A 21,465-nucleotide genomic window follows, 5' to 3' on the forward strand; every position below is an offset into this window, starting at 1 on the left:
CGCTTCAGTGGTGTTTGCGCGCAACCGCAAAATTAATTTTCTAACGATTTGAATATTATAGCCAATTAGCATCATCAATATCGTTTGTCTTAACGGATTGAAGAGCCGCGTTAACCTTTTGTTAACCAAATCAGCCGTAAACCAAGTCAACGATTTGTTCATAAAGATGACTGAAGTGCTAACAGAACCCCGCTCAATCCGCATTAAAGGCCGTTCGTTTCTGGCGGTGGTACTGTCGCCGGACCTGCCAGTCGATAACTGGCTGGAAAGGCTGGACGATCTGGCCTCGCGCTCGGCTGGATTCTTCCTTGGCCGTCCAGTGGTTCTCGATGTGGCGGAACTGGCAATCAGCCGGGATGATCTGAAGGCCCTGATAGCCGAGCTGTCCAGCCGCAATGTCAGCATTATGGGCCTGGAAGGCGCGCGTCCTTCGATGGTGGAACGCGGCATGCCGCCGATCCTGAAGGGTGGCCGTCCGGTGTCCGATGTGGACGTGCCGAAGGCCGAGCCTGAATCACCACCAACCGACGAGAAGAAAAAGACTGGCAAAGCCGCCAAAGCCTCCGGCAAGAGTGACGAGATTGGGGAGACTGACTCTCCCCAGGCGGTGATTACCGCGCCGCAGGCCCGCTCCGTGGTGCAATCTTTGCTGCTGCGTGAACCGGTACGTTCCGGGCAATCGGTGATTTTCACCGAAGGCGATGTGACTGTGATCGGTTCGGTTGCCTCAGGCGCCGAAATCATTGCCGGTGGGTCGATTCATATCTACGGCGCCCTGCGGGGTCGGGCGATGGCAGGATCGGTTGGCAATGCATCGGCGCGGATTTTCTGTCGCAAGATGGAGGCCGAACTGCTGGCCATCGACGGGATCTACAAGATGGCCGAGGACATGCCGCCGGAATTGCTGGGCAAGCCCGTCCAGCTTTGGCTGGAAGACGATGTCATCAAGGCTGAAAAAATGGCCTGATGCTGGTTTGAACCGCGGGCAAGTCAGCTTGACGCCGACTCCGCTGGTTAAAGTTGACGTTTAATACGCTGGAAATTTGGTCCAGCGCGACCCGAAGCTTGTGCCGCGTGCGGCGAAAGACAGGAGAATGAAATGGGGAAGGTCATCGTTGTGACATCAGGCAAGGGCGGCGTCGGCAAGACGACGTCCACGGCTGCCCTTGGTGCGGCACTTGCCCAGCGCGGCGACAAGGTTGTCGTGATCGATTTTGATGTCGGTCTGCGCAATCTCGATCTGGTCATGGGCGCCGAGCGCCGGGTGGTCTACGATCTCGTCAATGTCATCCAGGGCGATGCCAAGCTGCCGCAGGCGCTGATCCGCGACAAGCGGGTCGATACGCTGTACCTGCTGCCGGCTTCGCAGACCCGCGACAAGGACAATCTGACGCCGGAAGGCGTGGAATGGGTGATTACCGAACTGAAAAAGCATTTTGACTGGGTGATCTGCGATAGCCCGGCCGGGATTGAACGCGGTGCGACGCTGGCCATGCGCCACGCCGATGTCGCTGTTGTCGTCACCAATCCAGAAGTGTCTTCGGTGCGCGATTCGGACCGGATCATCGGCCTGCTGGATTCAAAGACCCTGAAGGCCGAGCGCGGCGAGCGGATGGAAAAGCACCTGCTGCTGACCCGCTACGACGCCGTCCGCGCCCAGCGCGGCGATATGCTGAAGGTCGAGGACGTCTTGGAAATCCTCTCCATCCCGCTGCTCGGTATCATCCCGGAAAGCATGGACGTGCTGAAAGCCTCCAATATCGGTGCGCCGGTCACGCTGGCCGATGCCAAGAGCCTTCCCGCCCAGGCCTATTTCGAAGCCGCCCGCCGTCTGGCTGGTGAAGAAATTCCGGTCTCCATGCCCGAGGAAAAGCGCGGCCTGTTCGGCAAGATTTTCGCACGGAGGGCCGCATGAGCATCTTCAACCTGTTCCGCAAGCCAACCTCCGCGCCGATGGCGCGGGAACGGCTGCAAGTCCTGCTCGCCCACGAACGCGCCGCCCAAGGCTCCGACCTCGTCGCCATCCTGCGCGAGGAAATCCTGGCCGTGATTTCCAAACACGTCCAGGTCGATGCGGACAAGGTGCGCATCAAGGTGGACCGCGATGAGCATGTGTCGATCTTGGAGATCGACGTGGAAATTCCACGGGATGCCCAAGCGCTGGCGGCTTGATGGGGTAGGGCTGGCTGGGGTCGCTTGCCTGAAGCAGATATGAGATTTTTCAGCCGCAGAGTGAGAGCTTTGCGGCTGAAATATTATTCTTTATCATAATTAGTGTTTTAAAAAGTGATTACTAATGGCTGTAACCGCAGCCACATAAGTTGAATAAAAATTTTCTACCTTGGTGCGAGTTGCGGTTCTTGCGTTTGTGGTTTGGTGTGCGATCTTTTTCCTAATGCCTACCATATCTGATATTGTATGGCCCACAGAGCCTTCACTTTCCCACTCAGTTTCCAAGTGTTTTGAAAAATCCTTATCGAAATACGATACAAGTTCGATGATTTTTCCTCTGTCAGGATTTTGGAATGATTGACATAGCTTAGAAACGGCACCACTCATCGTTTTTTTGGATTGTTGATCTGAGTATGTAATCAGTATAGTTTTCAAGTTTTGCTCTAGACGGCCAGTTATCGCGACACATAAATACTCATATAACATGCTGGTGGCATCACCCGAGGCTGTTTCTGGTAGGTTTTTCACCGCTTTTATCTGGTTTTTTAGTCGGTCAAAATCAGCTCGAACATCAGGATGAATTGCCATTGTTAAATGCCTCAGATGCTATACGAAAGCGGGTTTTTATATTTTCATCGTCAGCAGTGCTGCTTGAGATTGATTTCAAGAACTCCTCATTTTTGACTAATAAGTCATAAGCCGATTTCAAAAGTTTAATGAAGTCAGATTCAGAATGTTGTTTCATTTCTTTAGCGGCTGCGACCATGAAGCAGTCCCAAAAAGCGGCGTTCAACGCCCGACCACCGGGACGGAATGGCTTCGGCCCCAAGCTAACAACAGTAAGCTTATTCAAGTTAACCCAGATATCTTTGAATATATCACTCCGTTCTGATGATATGTTTTTATTTTTACTCATAAAATTTGTTAAGAACGCCTTCATAGGGCGCTGATAATTTTCCCGATTCTCGTAGAACGATAAAAAGCGCAATACCATTTCGACATCTTTGAGTCTCATGCTTTTTACTCCAAATACGGAGCGCCAGTTTATATCTTCATTTAGTTCAAACAAAAGAGAATTGAATTGGCCGTGAGCCACGCACGTTCTTATCTCTTGAGGAGATAGCTTCATGCCTCCTGTATTTATGCGTTCGAAAACTTCGTAAACGCTATCCATGCTATCAGTTGGAGTATCTTGCTTAAATATAGTTGCATGAATGATCGCATCATCAAGTCGAAGCTTGTCATCTTCAGTCAGCTCTTCATATGAAAGATCATTCCACCTTGATTTCAATCCTGTAAGACGGAACTTCTTCTCGCCAAATGTTCCCGTATAAAATTTTTGAAGGGATTTTAGTCGCTGCTGCCCGTCAATGACTAAATGCTTGGGGCTTTCTTGCTCTTTGTAGAGAAATAGGCCGGGAACGGGGAGACCAAGAAGTAGAGACTCTATAAATCTTGATGCATCGTTCTGGCTCCAGACGTATTTACGTTGAAACGGCGGAATATAATATTGTTCGTTACTAATTCTTTTAACCAATCCCTCAACGTTGTGATCTACACCGTAGGAAGAAATTGAGTATAAGTTTCCAGACGAGCTTTCATCCTCTGGTTCAACTGTATCATCTACGTTTTGTATATCTTCAAGCTCTTCAATTATGCTCTGTTCTATTTCTTTATCAGTAGACATGCTAAAGCTCCTTCACATGGATTCCCTTTTAGCATTGCACGCGGAGCGCGCAAGGGCATTCCTACTTGTATCTTGACGGACGCGGTTATGTTCGTCCTCGCCTTACCAAGAGTGATGTGCTCAAAGTCCGCGTCGATCAACGTTGAAAAGTAATAATGGCCATGTTATATTAAAATATAACAAATTGGAGTTTCCCTCATGCATAAAGCTAATCTGCGCAAAGTCGGTGGTTCGGTGATGGTGGCTGTTCCGCCTGCGCTGTTGGATGTTTTGCATCTTAGTGCGGGGGCAACGGTGGCCATGGCGGTGGATAATGGTCGATTGGTGATCGAGCCGCAGGCGCGGCCTCGTTATACGCTGGAGGAATTGCTGTCTCAGTGCGATGGGTCGGCGGAAGTCTCTGCCGATGATCGGGAGTGGCTTGATGGCGGGCCTGTCGGTGGAGAGTTGATGTAATGGAGCGTGGCGATATCTGGTTGGTGTCGCTTGATCCCACATCCGGTCATGAACAACAGGGAACACGTCCGGTGCTGATTATCTCGCCCGGCGCGTTTAATCGATTGACCAAAACACCTGTGGTTCTGCCCATCTCCAGCGGCGGCAATTTTGCAAGGACGGCTGGTTTTGCTGTGTCGTTGAGCGGGGTTGGTTTACGCACCACGGGCGTCGTGCGCTGTGATCAGCCGCGTGCGCTTGATTTGGCCGCGCGAAGGGGCAAAAAGCTGGAATCGGTGCCAAGCGAGATTGTCGATGAGGTGTTGGCACGGCTGGCAACGATTCTTGGGTGAGGTGATGGCTGGCAAGCCAGGGGGGTAAACGCCACGCACAACGCCGCCAATTTCCCCTTTCAAAATCTCACCAATCCCCTCTTTTCCTCCCCACTCGTTATGCGCTAAGACAAGGGTGAGATCGGTTGTAACGAACCGGTCTTGGGGCGTCGTAACCCCGGTAAAAACGGTCAGTGTCGATCGTTAAAAAGACACCCCTCAGCCATAGGTTTGTGGCTGAGGCGGTGAACCGTGTCTATACGGTTCGCTCTCTACCATTCTCTATGGTCGGGGAGGCCTCGGCGCATGTCCAGAGCTTCGGCTTAAAGGTCGGGGCGGTCGTTTTTTTACCGGCTTACGAACTCCCCGATCACCAGAGACAGTTCTCTGGTGATCGCTCGTTTTCCAGCGTGGGAGGAGTGGACAATGGCGGATTATAATGTCTGGGCTGATCTTTTTGATACGTGGCAATCGACATCTGACTGGGTGAAAGCTCTTGTTATCGTTGTGCCGCCGGTTTTTGTGGCGACCGTGCTGGCGCTGATGCTGCGCTACAGGCAGAAGATCCGGGAAGATGGTCCAGTCCATTCCGGGGTCTACCATGTTTCGCCACCGCAGCAGTTCCAACCGAGACCGGAGGAGATGCCGGAGCCGGGCGACACGATGGACCATATGCTGCTCGACGCCGCCACCAATCTTCAACACCGGCTGGAGGATGCCCGCCGGGCGCTCAATCCCCAAGAGCGTTCCGCGGCCGACCTGGGCAAAGCCGAGATCCGGCAACAGATCACCCAGATCATCCTTGAGGAATATCACCGTGGGTCCGATCCGCAGGTTGCCCTTCGGCGCGGACGAGAGTTCCTCGCCAGCCAGCGAAATGTCCACAGCACCAATCCGGAGGCGAAAGAATAATACGAAGACTCATTGAACATGACTCTTCGTAGTTTGTTGACAGGCCCCGATCTCGGCATTTCGTCACCCTCGGGCCTGTCCCGAGGGTCTGCTGTTGTTGAATAAGGCGCTGACATTATTGGATTAAATTAACGTGGTTAGATGCCCGGCACAAGGCCGAGCATGACGTCGAGGAAAAATGCGGGGTTTGTCAGCATGTCAGAGACTTGGTATAAGTCCAGCTGGGAGAAAAGGATCTTGGTTGGCAGCGAAAACCGGTTCTAACCTTTCAGCCCAGTACTCTCGCGTTTGTCAGGTTCAGCGGCCCCATCAGCCTGCAAGCATTGCCAAGATAAATTCCACGCGCTCCACAACGCTCACCTTTGGCAACACAATCACCTCATATCCCAGCGCCGGATAGACTTCGAGCAGACGCTGATATTCTTCCTCTGCCGCAGCCAGATCATGCTGACGCTCCGCATCTTGCTGGTAAATGTCCGGCCAAGGCGGGGTGAGAAAAACGTGGGCGTGGTAGCGGTGCTGCTGCTTGAGCGCGTTCAATTGTGTCTCATCGGCCGTCGCAGCTTTCAGCGCGGCGGCGGCGTCGATCAGGCTGCGGTCGAAGAACACCCAGCCGGGGAGGGATGCCGCTCGTTCCCGGTCTTCCAGCGCCATGGCAATGGCACGGTGGGCGAAGGCGGCCAGGTCGATCCAGGGCAGGGCGGCGCCATCTCCAGCCTGTTCTGCCGCCACAATGCGTCGGCCGGGTTCTTCTATGGTGGCAAAGCCTTTTGCAGCCAAGGCTGAGAGCAAAGTGGACTTGCCGCCGCCAGAGCAGCCGGAGAGGATGACGAAACGGTTCATGGTGTGTCTTTTGGGTGTTGTTGGCGATAGAGGGGGTAAGCGACAAAAGCCGAGGCCTACCTCACTCCACCCGCAACACCGCCGCAGCCTTTACGCGGCAATGGTCGCAACCATACGGCGCAGTTCTGGCATAAGGTGCGGTTCGTCCGGCTCAATAATTTCAGACCGTATATCCATAACGATGGATTTTACCAACGCTGTTTTATTCAACGCGCTTCTTTTGATGAGTTCGTTAATCTCGTTGCTCGCACGCGGCGTTACTTTCATCGAAAGCCGTTTTCTTGGAGCATTGTGCCAGCTTTTCCATTCCGCACGATGAACATGCGCGTTTCTGCGAAGCTGCTCAATCCGTGAGTCATCACTGAGAGATCGGTGCACGAAGTAGGCGATCAGTTTTTTACGCAGCAGGACACCCGCATAAGGATCAATTCTATAGGCGGCAGCGTCGAGCATGTCGAGGAAGGGCGCATCAAGGATGAATTCCAGAGATACCGTTGTGCTGTCGCGCGCACTCTGGATAGCAGGTGTTGACTGCGGCGGGATTGCCACAACGGTGTGGCATTCGTCGCAGGTTGCCGCCATGATTTGTTTTGCCACTTCGCTGCCGCTTTCAAACGGCACGTCGTGATAGTTGAACGTGGTAGACACCAGCTTCCCGCACGTGTCACAGAGTGCCTTGCTCTTATCTCCTGCATACCAAAACTTCATGAGCACCTCCTCTTATTTATGGACACTGATGAATAGTGTGTCGGGGTCAAGAAAATAGAATTTTATATACCAGTCATCCCGCCTGAAAATATGGACTTCAACGGTGCTGACCCTGTGGTGTTGAGAACGTTGATGGTGGGTACCATTGCATCGCTCGATGATCTTGATCAGGTCTTCGCGCGAGATGTCGCCGGTCATCAAGGCATTCTTGACCTCAATGGTGCCACGGGCCTCGTGCTGATACGTACCCTCCTTCAGTGCTTTGATGACTGAATACTTGACATCCTTAAAATCCATCTCGTCTTCAATATACGAAAGTTCTCGTAAAAATCAATCAATATGGCTGGAAAATATCTTCTCACTCCACCCGCAACACCGCCGCCGCCTTTACCGCCGCTGACGCCCGGTTCTCCACGCCAAGCTTCACATAAATCTGCTCCAGATGCTTGTTCACCGTGCGAGCGGCGAGGCCGAGGATTTCGCCGATGTCGCGGTTGGGCTTGCCGCGGGCGATCCAGAGAAGGACTTCGGATTCGCGCTGGGTCAGGCCGAAGGCCTGGCGCAGGCGTTCGTCTTCGCGGTGCGGGTTGGCAGCGCTGAGGCGGAACAGGTATTCGTCGGCGGCCATGGCGCCGAGATAGGCGATTTGCAGGGCAGGATGGTTTTCGAGCGGCAAGGTCAGGGCGGCCTCGCGGGAGGCGGGGCTTGCGGCAGGTGTTGAGGCTGCACGGGCCTGCATCCAGTCGCCGATGGCCGTGATCACGGTATCCATCCCGTCTTCACGTCCGGTGGCGGTGGTAATCAGGCGGCTGGCCTGCGGAGTGGACCACAGCAGGCTGCCATCGGCGCGCAGGGCCAGCAGGTGGCGACCTGCGGCATCCAGCGCGACACGAGCGCTTTGGGCGGACCGGGCATTGGCGAGATGTACACGGATACGGGCGCGCAGCTCATCGATATTGATCGGCTTGGTCAGGTAATCGACGCCGCCGACCTCCAACGCATGCACCACATGTTCGGTTTCGCTAAGACCGGTCATGAAAATCACCGGCACCTGCGCCACCGCCGGATTGGCCTTGATTTGGCGGCAGGTCTCGAACCCATCCATGCCGGGCATCACAGCATCCAGCAGGATCAGGTCCGGGCTGATCCGCTCGACAATGCCCAGCGCCCCTTGGCCTGACGTGGCGATCAGCACGGAAAAGCCTGACTGTTCCAGCGCATCGGTTAGAAAACCCAGCGCTTCCGGGCTGTCATCGACAAGGAGGATGATGTCGCGGGGGGAGGTCGGTTCAGCCATGGTCTGTGATGTCCAAGGGGCGGAGAAAAAGAAAGCGGGCGGGAGGGCGGCGGCACTCCTCTTCTCCCCATCGGGTGGGGAGATCGGCTGGTGGATGTCTCGGCGCAAGACCGGCAATGGATTGGCGGTTGGGCGATGGCCTCTGCACGCTCATGCCGCGCCCTCCTGATAGCGATCAAGACAGGCGATCAGCCCGGCCATGTCGAAAGCCTGCACGAAGGGACGCAACTCCTCGGTGAAGGGCAGCATATCCGGTGTCTTGGCCAGTTCCTGCAATTTGTTTTCCAAGCCCCTGATATAGCCGATCTCGGCCAGTTTGCACAGGTCCTCGCGGTGGGCAAGGCCGGGATCGCGCGGCGTGCCTGCGGGCAAGGCGGGGGCGGGCGGGGCCATGTCTTCGGCATAGAGCCAACGCAGTTTCAGGTGGCGGGCCAGCTTGTCGCGCAGCATTTTCACGTCCACGGGCTTCGCGATAGCGTCGTTATGGCCGCCGGAGCCGGGTTCGCGCACCGCGCCATCGCCGATATTGGCCGACAGCATCAGGATCGGCGCGCTCTGGCCCGCATCGCGCAGCCGCTCGACCAATTGCCAGCCATTCATACCGGGCATGGAAATATCGACCAGAAACAGGTCGGGTTTGACACCTTCGATCAGCGCCAGACAATCTGGCCCGCCGGTGGCGGTCAGCACGATGAAGTCCAGGGGTGCCAGCGCCTCGCGCATCAGTTCGCGGTGGTCCTCATTGTCATCGACAACGACGATGGTGCGGCGCGGGCCGTCATAGGAAAGGATTTTGCGTTCCGCCTTGGGCGCGGTGCTGGGCCGGTCAACGGAAGACAGCATCAACCGTACCCGGAAGGTCGTGCCTTTGTCCGTTTCGCTCTCCACCGCAATTTCGCCGCCCAGCGTATTGGTCAGCAGCTTGGTGATGGTCAGGCCCAGCCCAAGCCCCGGCATCGGGCGGATCGTGTCGGCCTCGCCGCGCTGGAAGGGTTCATAGATCCGGCTCAGGTCTTTCTGCGCAATGCCGCGCCCGGTATCGGTCACGGTGAAGCTGGCGACCTGGCTGCGATAGGCGATATCGAATGTGACCGTGCCTTCATCGGTGAATTTGATGGCGTTGGACAGAAGGTTGACGAGAATCTGGCGCAGCCGTTTCTCGTCGGCGCGCACATATTGCGGCAGGTTCTTGGCGCGGGTGTGCGTGAAAGTCAGGCCCTTGGCCTCTGCCTGCGGGCGCAGCATATCTATAATCTGGTCGAGGAAATCATGGATATTCAGCTCGGCGGAAAACACTTGCAGCCGTCCGGCCTCGATCTTGGAAATGTCCAGCAGCCCGTCGATCAGCCCGGAGAGATGGTCGGCGGAGCGGCGGATCACCCGGATGGCGGATTGGCGCGGAGCCGGAATGGTATCGTCCTGCTCCAGCAATTGCGCATAGCCCATCACAGCGTTGAGCGGGGTGCGCAATTCATGGCTGAGGCCCACCACATAGCGGCTCTTGGCACGGTTGGCGGCTTCTGCCGTTTCCTTGGCGGTCTGAAGCGCGGCATCGGTTTTGCGATGCGCGGCGATTTCCTTCAACAGCAGGCTGTTCTGGCGGTAGGATTCTTCTTCCGCCACCAACCGGCTGTCATGGGCCAGCACGTAGAACCACGTGGCGATGCCGGCAATCACCGAAAACACGAAGAACACGATCAGCACCGTCGCATTGACCACCACTTCGGTCTCTGGCGAGGCGGCGGAGACCTGATGGGCAATCAGCGCTAAGATCGCGCCCACCAGCGAAATCGCCCCGATGCTGGTCATCGCATAGCGGCCAAGCCGGGTCGTCAGCTTTTCAATCACCGTGCTGGGCAGCACAGTGCGGGCAACGGTGCCCACTTGCGTGTTCAGCCGGGCCTTCGGTTTACACATGTCATGGCAGCGGCTATCCAGCGAGCAGCACAGCGAACAGATCGGCGCGGCATAGGCGGGACACCAGGCCATATCTTCAGGCTCGAACGGATGTTCGCAGATCGAACAGGTGATATGGCCAAGGGTTTTCCAGGCATGGCGCGGCTTGCGGGCCAGATAGAATTTGCCCTTGGTTCCCCAGGCGATCAGCGGCGAAATCAGAAAGGCGACCAGCGTCACGAAGGTCGAAAGCGAGGCCATTAACGGCCCGAACAGGCCGAAATGCGCCGCCAGCGCCAGGCCAGCCGAAATCAGCAGCGTGCCGCAGCCGACCGGGTTGATGTCATAGAGATGGGCACGCTTGAACTCAATGCCCGGTGGCGCAAGGCCCAGGCGTTTGTTAATGAACAGATCGGCGGAGATGGTGCACAGCCAGGCCATTGCGATGATTGAGAAGATCCCGAGGGTGGCTTCCAAAAGCCGGTAAATGCCAAGCTCCATCAACAGCAGCGCGATGCCGACATTGAACACCAGCCAGACCACCCTGCCTGGATGGCTGTGGGTGAGGCGGGAGAAGAAATTCGACCAGGCCAGCGACCCCGCATAGGCGTTCATCACGTTGATCTTCAACTGCGACACCACCACGAAGGCGACCATCAGCAGCATGGCCAGCGTCTGATTGGGCAGGATGTAGCCGAAGGCGGCCAGATACATATGGGCGGGATCGGCGGCCTCGCTCAGGCTGACACCGGTCGAGAGCGTCAGCACTGCGAGGAAGGAACCAGCCAAAAGCTTTGGCACGCCCAGCACCACCCAGCCGGCACCGGCCAGAAACACCATGAAACGGTGATGCAGCTTGCGCCCACCCTCCGGCGGCAAAAAGCGCAGAAAATCCACCTGCTCACCAATCTGTGGCATCAACGCCAGGATGACGGCGGAGGCGGCGCCAAAATCGGCGAGGTGAAACGGCGCAATGTTCTGCGTTCCGGCATTGGACTGGTGAATGCCTGCAAAGGCGCGCCAGAGGTCGAATTTTTCCCAGTCCTGAAAGGCGATGAACACGAAGGGCGCGATATTCAGCACGATCCAGATCGGCTGGGTGATGAGCTGGAATTTCGAGATCAGTTGGATGCCGTAGGTGACCAGCGGAATGACAACCACCGCTGAAATAATGTAGCCGATCGAGGGTGGAATGCCGAAGGCCAGCGCCAAGGCCCCGGTCATGATCGAGGCTTCGATGGCAAACAGCATGAAGGTGAAGCTGGCATAGATCAGCGAGGTCAGCGTCGAGCCGATATAGCCGAAGCCAGCACCTCTTGTCAGAAGATCGATATCGACGCCTTCGCGGATCGCATAACGGCTGATCGGCAGGCCAACCAGCAGCATCAGGACGGCGGCGACCAGAATGGCGAAAAACGCATTGGTGGTGCCGTAGGACAGCGTGATGGTGCCGCCAATCGCTTCCAGCGCCAGAAAGGAGATCGCGCCGATGGCAGTCTGGGAAATCCGGCTGGAGGAAAACCGGCGTGCACTTTTGGCGGTAAAGCGCAGCGCATAATCTTCCAGCGTCTGGTCGGCCACCCAGCGGTTATATTGGCGTCGGACGGGAATGATGCGTTGGCGTGCGGCCATGCCGGTATTCTGGCGCTTTCTGATGGGAAACAGGATGGATGGATACTGTCACGGCAAGCCGGGGGTTTTGCAAGGGCGCTTGACGATGTTCGCGCCGCTTCCTGCTGTTTTTCCATTGCGTAGGAAACTGGAATTGTGACAGTGCTTCGAGAAGATGCGGGGTGACAGGGTTGTGGCGGCTGGACGAAATCCGGTTTGCCTCTATTTTTCCATTTTTCGGGCGTTTGGGTTTTTTAACGCCTGCGCCGGTGTGATCGGCATCGCGATACGGAATTGTTGCATCAGAAAGTGATACCGATGGATATGCCAGCCTCTCAGCCTTCGACCGGTGTGGACAATGAACAGACCTTCGGCACATCAGGCATTCAGCCTATGGACCGGCCAAGCCGCATTACCCGGTTTTTTATGGGTATCGTCGCCTGGGCGGAAAAGCTGAATTTCAAATATGCCAAGCTTGGCAATCCGCCGGTCTATGACAATGCCACCTTTCCCTGGGTGGCGGAGGTGGAAAAGGCCTATCCGGCCATTCGCGCCGAGCTGGACCAGATCCTGCTGCGCCAGAGTGAACTGCCGAGCTTTCAGGATATTTCCACCGATGTGAAGACGATTTCCACGGATAATCGCTGGAAGACCTTCTTCCTGCTTGGTTTCGGCGTGAAGTCCGAGGCCAATATCAAGGCCTGCCCGCAAACCTGGAAAGCCATGCAGGCCATTCCCGGCCTGACCACGGTGATGTTTTCGATTTTCGAACCCGGCAAGCATCTGCCCGCCCATCGCGGCCCTTATAATGGCGTGCTGCGCCTGCATTTGGGGATGATCGTGCCGGAACCGCGCGACCAGATTGCCATCCGCGTCAAGGATCAGATCTGCCACTGGGAAGAGGGCAAGGTGCTGATCTTCGACGATGCCTACGAGCACGAAGCCTGGAACCACACCGACAAGACCCGCGTCGTGCTGTTCGTCGATTTCGCCAAACCGCTGAAATTCCCGGCCCGGCTGGTGAATTGGGCGCTGATGAACATGGCGATCTTCACGCCCTTCATCCGCGAGGGGCTCGACAACCACAATGAGTGGGAAAAGAAATTCTACGCCGAGGCGGAAAAGCTGCGCAACAGCACGGCTGGCTGACCGGCATCGTTTCGATACGCACGATATTTCGGGATATCCGCGAAAGCCTTTCAGGTTCTGATTGAACCAGACAGGCTTTCGCTTCTCTCTATTTTTAGCTGGTGGTGGCGTCCGGTTGGCGCAACAGGCTCAGCACCGCATCGGCCAGCGCCTCTCCATCATAGGGCTTGTTGATGATCGTGACGTCGCCGAAGGCTTCCGGAATGATCGACCGCTCGGCATAGCCGGTGGCAAACAGAAAGGGAATCCCCCGCTGGTGCAGCTCCTGGGCCACCGGCACGGAGGTATGATTACCAAGGTTGATGTCGAGCACGGCCACGGCAGGGGCTGTGACCTTGATTTGCGCCAGGGCTTCCGGCACGGAACCTGCTGTCATGACAGTGGTAAAGCCGGCATCGCCCAGCATCATTTCGGCATCCATCGCAATCAGCATCTGGTCTTCAACCAGCAGGATCGGCAGGGTTTTGTCGATATTGGCCATGGATCTGGTCTCTGTCTCCGGGGGCGGGGCGTGTGTGGTTTCCGGCTCGTGTCCGGAACCGGACAGGAAACGGGCAGGAAGCAAAAGATACGCGTTCAGGCCGTGTGGGTTATAATTCACGGTGCTCTTACCACCGAGATCATAGGGAATGCTACGGTCTATCAAGGCGGAGCCAAAGCCCCGGCGTGTCGGCGCGGTCACCGTTGGCCCGCCGCTTTCCGTCCACAGAATTTCACAATCTCCCTCTCCCGTCCAGCGCCAAGTCAAGTCAAGCGTGCCACCGGTGCGCGAAAGTGCTCCGTATTTCGCCGCATTGGTCGCAAGCTCGTGGACAACCAGGGCCGTGACGGCATAGGCGCGGCTGTCGAGGACCACCATCGGGCCACCAAGCGCGATGGCAGTACCCTCAGTGCGGTAGGGGCCAAGCTCGGCCTGTAGCAGTTCGCTCAACTGGCCGCTGCCGCTGCCGCGGATCACCTGGTCATGGGCATGGGACAGGGCGTGGACGCGGCCCTTCAGCGAGGTGACATAATCCCTCAGCTGATGTTCCGGCCGGGTCGGAACGCCGATCAGTGACTTGATCACCGCCAGAATATTCTTGACCCGGTGGTTCAATTCCTCATTCAGTACGCGTTGACGGATGTCGGCCTTGTTGCGCTCTTCCTGCATCAATTCGTTATGCCGGAGCACCACCTTGACGGTGACGGCGCGAATGGCTTCCGCGACCTCCCTGTCGTTTTCGCTCCAATGGTCCGATTGCTTTGTGACGGCTTCCTTCCAGATGGCGAAGCTTTTGCGGGGTGTCAGCCGGTCGCCCAGCGGCCCGATCTCATAAGATTTATCGGGATTGCCAGCCCAATTGAGGGTTTGCAGCCGTTCCTTGCGGAAAAACAACAGGTAATCTCGGGGAATTTCCGAGAGCGGCACGACCATAGCGCCGGACACCGTCTCATAATAGCTTTCGGCTCTGGGCAGAAATTGGGACAAGGCGTGACTGGCCCAGGTCTGTCCGTCTGCAATGCTGTTGACGAAGCGTATCAGCGGTTCGATTTCGGCAGGCGGCGGACAGGTGCCAATGGCCGTCCAGGTTCCGTTCATCCAAAGGCCCGCACCATCGCAGGGCACGAGGCTGCTGAATTCCGGCAGGCATTCGCCAAACAGCGCCTCAAGATTTTCGTGGTGGGAGGCAAGGTGCAGAAAGCGGTCCAGCGATTGGCGTGTGCCAGTGGCCAGGTCAAGCTTGTGTTTCTGCTTCAGGGCAAGCAGTGTCAGGGAGAAAAACTCGCCAAACAATTCGGCGGCGACCCGCTGCGCCATGGATAGGGTCTTTGCGCGGTAATGATGACAGGCGATCAGGCCCCAAAGTTCGCCATTCAACAGGATCGAGATCGACATCGACGCGCCGACCCCCATATTGCGCAGATATTCCAGATGAATGGGCGAAACGCTGCGCAAATGTGCAAAGGACAGGTCAAGCGGCTCACCGGAGGCATCCAGTTCCGGCTCGATTGCCACCTTGTGGCCGCTTGCATCGGAAATCACCCGGATGGAATTTTGCATATAGAGCTTGCGGGCCTGCTGTGGAATGTCGGATGCCGGGAAATATTGGCCAAGGAAGCTTTCCAGCTCCATCGACTTGGCCTCGCTCACCACCTTGCCGGAGCCATCATTGTCGAAGCGGTAGATCATCACCCGGTCATAGCCGAGCACCGCTCGCACCAGCCTGGCGGAGGTGCGGATCAGCTTGTCGATATGGTCGATGTCCTTGATCCGCCCGATCATTTCCCGCGCCAGCTGCAAAGGATCGCGTTCGCTCTTGGCTGGTTCCAGTTCAATGATCACAGTGGCGCGCTGGCGGTGGACACTCACGTTGAAAACCTGGCCGCAACTGAGGCGCAGATTGGGAAGCAGGGCGGGGCGTGAGGCTTCAGGTGCCGTCGCCAGAGCATTGCGCATGTCATGGGTGGCGTCGTCACCTAAAAGCACATGCACCTGTTCACCATTCACCGTGCCTTTGACGCCGAGCATCTCTCCGGCATTGGCGGAATGGCGCAGAACAACGGCCATTTCCGCATCGCAGGCCAGCAGGCAACCATGCGGCTGGATACTGCCGGGAATATGGATCGGTTCGCGGTCGCAATTGGTGAGATCAACGGTCTGCGTAGCAGGCATGCATGGGGCTTTCGAAGGCAGCGTAGGCATAAGCAAAGGTTGCATTGGCAAAGGCCACGAGCTTCCCTTCATCGAGATCCCGCAGTTCCTCCATAAGATGTAAAAACGTCGGCCAGCTCGAAAAGTTCCCAGCCTGGGCAAAAAGATGCGCCCCGCCATGAGTGGGACCGTAACCAAGCAGGGCGGCTCGTTTTGCCAGAAGCTTTGCGCCAAGCGCGGAGCCTTCCAGCACATAGAATAGGCCCAGCCAGTCTTCGGTCTTTTGTGGCTGGGGAACAGATGCCTGGCAACAGTCGTCTTCCAGATCAAGCGTCTTCAGGTCGGCCCGCAGCCCGTTGCCGATCATGACAGGCTTCCAGGTGCCCGGCCAACTGACAAAGGGTGCCCGCGGGGTCTGTTGGGCAATCATCTCTTCCAATGGCAGCCGAAAACGGGCCATTCCGAGCAAATAAGCGCGGTAGGCGGCAGGAGAGGAAAAATCGCCGATCACTGCATCGAGTTCGGCATGAGCATCGGCGGTCGCTTCCTTCAGAAGCCGTCGCCGGGGTGAAAAAGGCATGAATGACTTTCGAAACAGATTGCCGCCGCTCCACCATGCATCTGCTTATATGAGCGGTTTATGAGGATGCTCTCCATGAGATCCTTGTCAGGTAATAAGGTTCAAATTCTCTAGAAATCAAGTATCATAAACCCATGGCGGCAATTTTAGACGGCTAATCCCCTATTTTTGTGGGGGACAGCGCTGCCTTAGCCTGTGACCTACGTCAATTGACGTATACGATTTTGCAGCGCAGCAGCCGATAGTCCCCTCACTCCAGAATTCAAAAAGAGGGGAACCTGAAATGAACTTCAAGTCCAAACTGGCGAGCGCACTTGTCGGCGCCATGCTGTCCACTACCGCCTTCCACGGTGCGTTTGCCGCTGAAGATACGATCAAGGTCGGCATTCTGCACTCACTCTCCGGCACGATGGCGATTTCGGAAACGACGCTGAAGGACGCCATGTTGATGCTCATCGACGAGCAGAACAAGAAGGGTGGGGTTCTCGGCAAGAAGCTGGAGCCCGTTGTCGTCGATCCGGCCTCCAACTGGCCGCTGTTTGCCGAAAAGGCCCGCGAGCTGATTTCCAAGGACAAGGTTTCCGCCGTGTTCGGATGCTGGACCTCGGTGTCGCGTAAATCGGTTCTGCCGGTCTTCAAGGAACTGGATTCGGTGCTGTTCTACCCCGTGCAGTTCGAGGGTGAAGAAAGCGAACGCAACGTCTTCTACACCGGTGCCGCTCCCAACCAGCAGGCCATTCCCGCTGTCGATTACCTGATGGAGAACGAAGGCGTGCAGCGCTGGGTGCTTGAGGGCACCGACTATGTCTATCCGCGCACGACCAACAAGATCCTCGAAGCCTATCTTCTGTCCAAGGGCGTGAAGAGGGAAGACATCCTGGTCAACTACACGCCGTTCGGCTTCTCCGACTGGCAGACCGAAGTCGCCGCCATCAAGAAATTCGGCTCGGCCGGCAAGAAGGCTGCTGTTATCTCGACCGTCAATGGCGATGCCAACGTGCCGTTCTACAAGGAACTCGGCAACCAGGGCGTCAAGGCTGAAGACATTCCGGTCATGGCCTTCTCGGTCGGTGAAGAAGAACTGGCTGGTATCGACACCAAGCCGCTGGTTGGCCATCTCGCCGCCTGGAACTACTTCCAGTCCGTCGATACGCCGGTGAATGCCGAATTCATCAAGACCTGGCATGCCTTCACCAAGAACGACAAGCGCGTCACCAACGACCCGATGGAAGCCGCCTATATCGGCTTTAACATGTGGGTGAAGGCCGTCGAAAAGGCAGGCTCGGCTGAACCCGACAAGGTCATCGATGCGCTGGTTGGCGTTTCCGTGCCCAACCTCACCGGCGGCTACGCCACGATGATGCCGAGCCATTACATCACCAAGCCGGTGCTGATTGGCGAAGTCCAGGAAAATGGCCAGTTCGACATCGTCTCCCAGACACCGGAAGTGGTGGGCGACGAATGGTCGGATTTCCTCCCCGACAGCAAGGACCTGATCGCCGATTGGCGCCTGCCGATGAACTGCGGTAATTTCAACGTCAAGTCCGGCAAGTGCGGCGGCAAGGGCTCTTAATCTTCCCAGCCTGAAACTTGCTGCGGGTGCGCAAAGCATCCGCAGCTTTTTCTCCCTTGTCGGGAGCAATCGCAAGAGGGGCCGGTATGATACGATCCTGTTTGAACCATCTGTCGCATGTGCTGGCTGCCGGGCTGTTGCTGATGCTGGCCTTGACCCTTTCGGCCCGCGCCGAGGAAGACCCCGCTAGCCTGATCAAGGCGCTGGGGACTGCCAATTTCACCGATGCCGAAAAGATCGTCGGCGATCTCGGACGCACTGGCGATCTCAAAGTGGTTCCGACCCTGGAAGGCCTAAGCGGTGGCGATCTCTATCTGCGCAAGGCCGATGGCAATGTGTTCATCGCCAAGCCCGCCGGCAGCCAGCTGACGCTGATCGATCCGCTGACCGGTGCCGAGGTCGGCAAGGAAGCCAAGGGCGGGCTGGTGAAGATCAAGATCAATAACGGGTTGCGCCGCGCCATCCGCGCCGCACAAGGCGGGCTGACCCTGCTCAGTCCTGACCGCACGGTGCGGCTTGCCGCTGCCGATGCGCTGTTGAAGGCGCCCTCAGAAGACAATCTCGAATTGCTCGACACCGCCCTTGCCAAGGAGCAGGATGGCGCGGTGAAAACGCTGCTGGCCCAGGCCCGTGCTGTCTCGGTCATCACCTCCAATCATACGCTGGAGGAAAAACGCGCCGCCATTGCACTCATTCGCGCTGTGGGCGGCCAGGATGCGATTTCCATTCTCGGTAATGCTGCTGCGACCGTCGATCCGGCCCTGAAGGGTGATATCGATGCGGCCATCGCCAAGATCCAGAGCGATGTGGCGCTGTGGAATACCGCGCAGAACATCACCTATGGCATCTCGCTCGGCTCGGTGTTGCTGCTGGCGGCCATTGGCCTTGCCATCACCTTCGGGGTCATGGGCATTATCAATATGGCGCATGGCGAAATGGTCATGCTCGGTGCCTATTCAACTTTCATTGTCCAGCAGGCGATAAGGGCGAACGCGCCTGAGCTGTTTGACTGGTCGCTGGCCATTGCCCTGCCGGTCGCCTTCGCCGTCACCGGCATCTTCGGGTTGGTGATCGAACGCTGCGTCATCCGCTTTCTCTATGGCCGTCCACTGGAAACCCTGCTGGCCACCTGGGGCATTTCGCTGATGTTGCAGCAATTGGTGCGCACGCTGTTTGGCCCCACCAATCAGGAGGTTGCCAATCCATCCTGGATGTCCGGCTCGTTTGGGCTTGGTGGCTTGACCATCACCTGGAACCGGCTGTGGATATTGGTGTTTTCGCTGTCGGTCTTCTTCGCGCTGCTGATGCTGTTGAAGCGCTCCACCTTTGGCTTGCAGATGCGCGCCGTGACGCAAAACCGCCGGATGGCCTCTTCGATGGGTATTCGCACGCCCTGGGTGGATGCCTTCACGTTTGCCTTAGGGTCGGGCATTGCCGGCATGGCGGGCGTGGCGCTGTCCCAGATCGACAATGTGTCGCCCAATCTCGGCCAGACCTACATTATCGACAGTTTCATGGTCGTGGTGTTCGGCGGAGTCGGCAATCTCTGGGGGACGCTGGTGGGCGCGTTCTCTCTCGGCATTCTCAACAAGTTCCTTGAGCCCTATGCCGGTGCAGTGCTGGGCAAGATCCTGGTTCTGGTTCTCATCATCCTGTTCATCCAGAAGCGGCCTCGCGGTCTCTTCGCACTCAAGGGAAGGGCGGTGGAAGCATGATCACGGCATTTCTTCTGCGCTCGCTGGACGCCAAGATCCTCGTCGCCATCGCCATTCTCATCGCGCTCGCCATTCTGGTGCCGATCCTCAGTCTTGCCACCGCGCCCGACAGCGCGCTGCATATGCCGACCTATCTGGTGGCGCTGTTTGGCAAATACCTGACCTATGCCATGCTGGCCTTGGCGCTCGATCTGGTCTGGGGCTTTTGCGGCATTCTTTCGCTCGGTCACGGGGCGTTCTTCGCGCTCGGCGGCTATGCGATGGGCATGTATCTGATGCGCCAGATCGGCCCGCGTGGCACCTATGGTGATCCTATCCTGCCCGACTTCATGGTGTTTTTGAACTGGAAGGAACTGCCCTGGTTCTGGCACGGCTTCGACATGTTCTGGTTTGCCGCCCTGATGGTGCTGGTCGCGCCAGGCCTGCTTGCTTTCGTATTCGGCTGGTTTGCATTTCGTTCGCGGGTCAACGGCGTCTATCTGTCGATCATCACCCAAGCGATGACCTATGCGCTGCTGCTGGCCTTCTTCCGCAACGACATGGGTTTTGGCGGCAATAATGGCCTGACTGACTTCAAGGACATCCTCGGTTTCAACATCCAGGCGGATGGCACCCGTGCGGCGCTGTTTTCGCTCTCGGCACTGTTTCTGGCAGGCTCGCTGCTGCTGGTCTCGGCCATCGTTCGCTCCAAATACGGCAAGGTGCTGGTCGGCATCCGCGATGCCGAAAGCCGCACCCGCTTTCTGGGCTACCGGGTGGAAAACATGAAGCTGTTTGCCTTCGTGGTCTCGGCGATGATGGCGGGCGTGGCGGGCGCGCTCTATGTGCCGCAGGTCGGCATCATCAATCCCGGTGAGTTTTCACCGGCCAATTCCATCGAGGTGGTGATCTGGACCGCCGTCGGCGGGCGCGCCACGCTGATCGGCCCGATCATTGGCGCGGTGCTGGTCAATGGCGGCAAGACGATCTTTACCGGCCTGTTTCCCAATGCCTGGCTGTTTGCGCTGGGTGGGCTGTTTGTGGCCGTCACGCTGTTCCTGCCCAAGGGCATTGTCGGCACAGTCACCCAAAGCCTACTCCGGCGCAGGCAGGACAAGGCTGCGGCGGAAGCCGAAGCGTCCAGAACCTCTCATGGCAACCCTCAGGCGGCGGAGTAAGTTATGTCCGAAAAGACCACCAACAGCCTCCTCTATCTCAACGGGGTCAGCGTCTCCTTCGACGGGTTCCGGGCCTTGAACTCCCTGTCCTTCGTGGTCGAGCCGGGCGAGCTGCGCGCCATTATCGGCCCGAATGGCGCGGGCAAGACGACGATGATGGACATCATCACCGGCAAGACAAGGCCCGATAGCGGCGAGGTGTTTTTCGACGGCGGCAAGGTGGATCTCACCAAGCGTGACGAGGCCGACATCGCCCAGCTCGGCATTGGCCGCAAATTCCAAAAGCCGACGGTGTTTGAAAGCCATACGGTCTGGGACAATCTGGAACTGGCGCTGAACAAGCCGCGCGGGGTGTTTTCAACGCTGTTCTACCGGCTGACGCCCAAGGACCGCGAGCGGATCGACACCATTCTCGAAACCGTCCGGCTCACCGCCCGCAAAAACGATCTCGCTGCCAACCTGTCCCACGGCCAGAAGCAATGGTTGGAAATTGGTATGTTGCTGGCGCAGGAGCCGAAACTGCTGCTGGTCGATGAGCCGGTGGCGGGCATGACCGATGCCGAAACCGCCGAGACCGCCATTCTGCTGCGCGAAATTTCCAAGACCCGCTCGGTGGTGGTGGTGGAACACGATATGGGCTTCATCCGCGATCTCGGCGTCAAGGTGACATGCCTGGCCGAAGGCTCGGTGCTGGCCGAAGGCTCGATCGACTTCATCTCAAGCGATCCGCGGGTGATCGAAAATTATCTGGGGCGGTGAGGGTAAG

20 protein-coding genes are annotated in these 21,465 nt (G+C 57.2%); 11 read left to right on the forward strand and 9 right to left on the reverse strand.

Annotated features, from left to right (window positions below):
• Window positions 1-166: 166 nt before the first annotated feature.
• From minC to minE, 3 genes are all read left to right on the forward strand, one after another.
• Window positions 167-967 (forward strand): septum site-determining protein MinC, encoded by an 801-nt coding sequence (minC, locus tag H1Y61_RS06185; protein WP_180574031.1) that lies wholly within the window; start codon window positions 167-169, stop codon window positions 965-967.
• Between the two features lie 132 nt (window positions 968-1,099).
• On the forward strand, window positions 1,100-1,915 hold the full coding sequence (minD, locus tag H1Y61_RS06190; protein WP_015916930.1) for a septum site-determining protein MinD: 816 nt from the start codon (window positions 1,100-1,102) through the stop codon (window positions 1,913-1,915).
• Complete coding sequence (gene minE / locus H1Y61_RS06195) at window positions 1,912-2,172, forward strand: cell division topological specificity factor MinE (protein WP_060718144.1); 261 nt, start codon at window positions 1,912-1,914, stop codon at window positions 2,170-2,172. The genes minD and minE overlap by 4 nt, the downstream gene beginning before the upstream one ends.
• Window positions 2,173-2,271: 99 nt before the next feature.
• Here minE and H1Y61_RS06200 read toward each other — a convergent pair whose 3' ends face one another.
• Both H1Y61_RS06200 and H1Y61_RS06205 read right to left on the reverse strand, forming a co-directional pair.
• Entirely contained in the window at window positions 2,272-2,760 is a 489-nt protein-coding gene (locus H1Y61_RS06200; protein WP_180574032.1) for a hypothetical protein, read from the reverse strand.
• Window positions 2,744-3,859, reverse strand: coding sequence for a DUF262 domain-containing protein (locus H1Y61_RS06205; RefSeq protein ID WP_180574033.1), 1,116 nt, complete (start codon window positions 3,857-3,859; stop codon window positions 2,744-2,746). Before H1Y61_RS06205 ends, H1Y61_RS06200 begins: the two co-directional genes overlap by 17 nt.
• A 198-nt stretch (window positions 3,860-4,057) precedes the next feature.
• On the opposite strand from H1Y61_RS06205, the gene H1Y61_RS06210 reads away from it, so the two are divergent.
• The 3 genes from H1Y61_RS06210 (at window position 4,058) to H1Y61_RS06220 (ending at window position 5,538) form a co-directional block, all read left to right on the forward strand.
• On the forward strand, window positions 4,058-4,315 hold the full coding sequence (locus H1Y61_RS06210) for an AbrB/MazE/SpoVT family DNA-binding domain-containing protein (RefSeq protein WP_180574034.1): 258 nt from the start codon (window positions 4,058-4,060) through the stop codon (window positions 4,313-4,315).
• The gene (locus H1Y61_RS06215; RefSeq protein WP_180574035.1) at window positions 4,315-4,647 is read left to right on the forward strand and encodes a type II toxin-antitoxin system PemK/MazF family toxin; all 333 of its coding nucleotides are present in this window, start codon (window positions 4,315-4,317) and stop codon (window positions 4,645-4,647) included. The genes H1Y61_RS06210 and H1Y61_RS06215 overlap by 1 nt, the downstream gene beginning before the upstream one ends.
• Window positions 4,648-5,052: 405 nt before the next feature.
• Entirely contained in the window at window positions 5,053-5,538 is a 486-nt protein-coding gene (locus H1Y61_RS06220) for a protein kinase (protein WP_180574036.1), read from the forward strand.
• Between the two features lie 309 nt (window positions 5,539-5,847).
• Here H1Y61_RS06220 and H1Y61_RS06225 read toward each other — a convergent pair whose 3' ends face one another.
• The 5 genes from H1Y61_RS06225 to H1Y61_RS06245 all read right to left on the reverse strand — a co-directional run bounded on the left by H1Y61_RS06225 (window position 5,848) and on the right by H1Y61_RS06245 (window position 11,914).
• A complete protein-coding gene (locus H1Y61_RS06225) occupies window positions 5,848-6,381 on the reverse strand; it encodes an AAA family ATPase (protein WP_180574037.1) in 534 nt (177 codons plus the stop codon).
• A 90-nt stretch (window positions 6,382-6,471) separates the two neighbouring features.
• The gene (locus H1Y61_RS06230; RefSeq protein WP_174111543.1) at window positions 6,472-7,089 is read right to left on the reverse strand and encodes a hypothetical protein; all 618 of its coding nucleotides are present in this window, start codon (window positions 7,087-7,089) and stop codon (window positions 6,472-6,474) included.
• A 12-nt stretch (window positions 7,090-7,101) separates the two neighbouring features.
• Window positions 7,102-7,386, reverse strand: coding sequence for a hypothetical protein (locus tag H1Y61_RS06235; RefSeq protein ID WP_180574038.1), 285 nt, complete (start codon window positions 7,384-7,386; stop codon window positions 7,102-7,104).
• Window positions 7,387-7,447: 61 nt separating this feature from the next.
• Window positions 7,448-8,386, reverse strand: a complete 939-nt coding sequence (locus tag H1Y61_RS06240; protein WP_180574039.1) for a response regulator — start codon at window positions 8,384-8,386, stop codon at window positions 7,448-7,450.
• Window positions 8,387-8,536: 150 nt separating this feature from the next.
• Window positions 8,537-11,914 carry a hybrid sensor histidine kinase/response regulator gene (locus H1Y61_RS06245; RefSeq protein WP_180574040.1) on the reverse strand — a complete coding sequence of 1,126 codons (3,378 nt, stop codon included), beginning with the start codon at window positions 11,912-11,914 and terminating at the stop codon, window positions 8,537-8,539.
• 297 nt (window positions 11,915-12,211) lie between these two features.
• Between H1Y61_RS06245 and H1Y61_RS06250 the strand changes: the two genes are divergently transcribed.
• Complete coding sequence (locus H1Y61_RS06250; RefSeq protein ID WP_087728935.1) at window positions 12,212-13,042, forward strand: ornithine lipid ester-linked acyl 2-hydroxylase OlsC; 831 nt, start codon at window positions 12,212-12,214, stop codon at window positions 13,040-13,042.
• Window positions 13,043-13,136: 94 nt separating this feature from the next.
• Here the strand turns inward: H1Y61_RS06250 and H1Y61_RS06255 are convergent, their stop codons facing one another.
• Both H1Y61_RS06255 and H1Y61_RS06260 read right to left on the reverse strand, forming a co-directional pair.
• Window positions 13,137-15,695: an HWE histidine kinase domain-containing protein gene (locus tag H1Y61_RS06255; RefSeq protein ID WP_180574041.1), complete on the reverse strand. Its 2,559-nt coding sequence runs from the start codon at window positions 15,693-15,695 to the stop codon at window positions 13,137-13,139.
• Window positions 15,673-16,254 (reverse strand): biliverdin-producing heme oxygenase, encoded by a 582-nt coding sequence (locus tag H1Y61_RS06260; RefSeq protein WP_180574042.1) that lies wholly within the window; start codon window positions 16,252-16,254, stop codon window positions 15,673-15,675. Before H1Y61_RS06260 ends, H1Y61_RS06255 begins: the two co-directional genes overlap by 23 nt.
• A 283-nt stretch (window positions 16,255-16,537) precedes the next feature.
• Between H1Y61_RS06260 and urtA the strand changes: the two genes are divergently transcribed.
• The 4 genes from urtA (at window position 16,538) to urtD (ending at window position 21,458) form a co-directional block, all read left to right on the forward strand.
• Complete coding sequence (gene urtA, locus H1Y61_RS06265; RefSeq protein WP_180574043.1) at window positions 16,538-17,827, forward strand: urea ABC transporter substrate-binding protein; 1,290 nt, start codon at window positions 16,538-16,540, stop codon at window positions 17,825-17,827.
• Between the two features lie 86 nt (window positions 17,828-17,913).
• The gene (gene urtB / locus H1Y61_RS06270; protein WP_409363960.1) at window positions 17,914-19,542 is read left to right on the forward strand and encodes an urea ABC transporter permease subunit UrtB; all 1,629 of its coding nucleotides are present in this window, start codon (window positions 17,914-17,916) and stop codon (window positions 19,540-19,542) included.
• Window positions 19,539-20,699, forward strand: coding sequence for an urea ABC transporter permease subunit UrtC (gene urtC / locus H1Y61_RS06275; RefSeq protein WP_180574044.1), 1,161 nt, complete (start codon window positions 19,539-19,541; stop codon window positions 20,697-20,699). The genes urtB and urtC overlap by 4 nt, the downstream gene beginning before the upstream one ends.
• 3 nt (window positions 20,700-20,702) lie before the next feature.
• Window positions 20,703-21,458 carry an urea ABC transporter ATP-binding protein UrtD gene (gene urtD, locus H1Y61_RS06280; protein ID WP_180574045.1) on the forward strand — a complete coding sequence of 252 codons (756 nt, stop codon included), beginning with the start codon at window positions 20,703-20,705 and terminating at the stop codon, window positions 21,456-21,458.
• Window positions 21,459-21,465: the final 7 nt, after the last annotated feature.

The organism is Agrobacterium vitis, assembly GCF_013426735.1.
In the GTDB taxonomy this organism is placed as follows: domain Bacteria; phylum Pseudomonadota; class Alphaproteobacteria; order Rhizobiales; family Rhizobiaceae; genus Allorhizobium; species Allorhizobium vitis_D.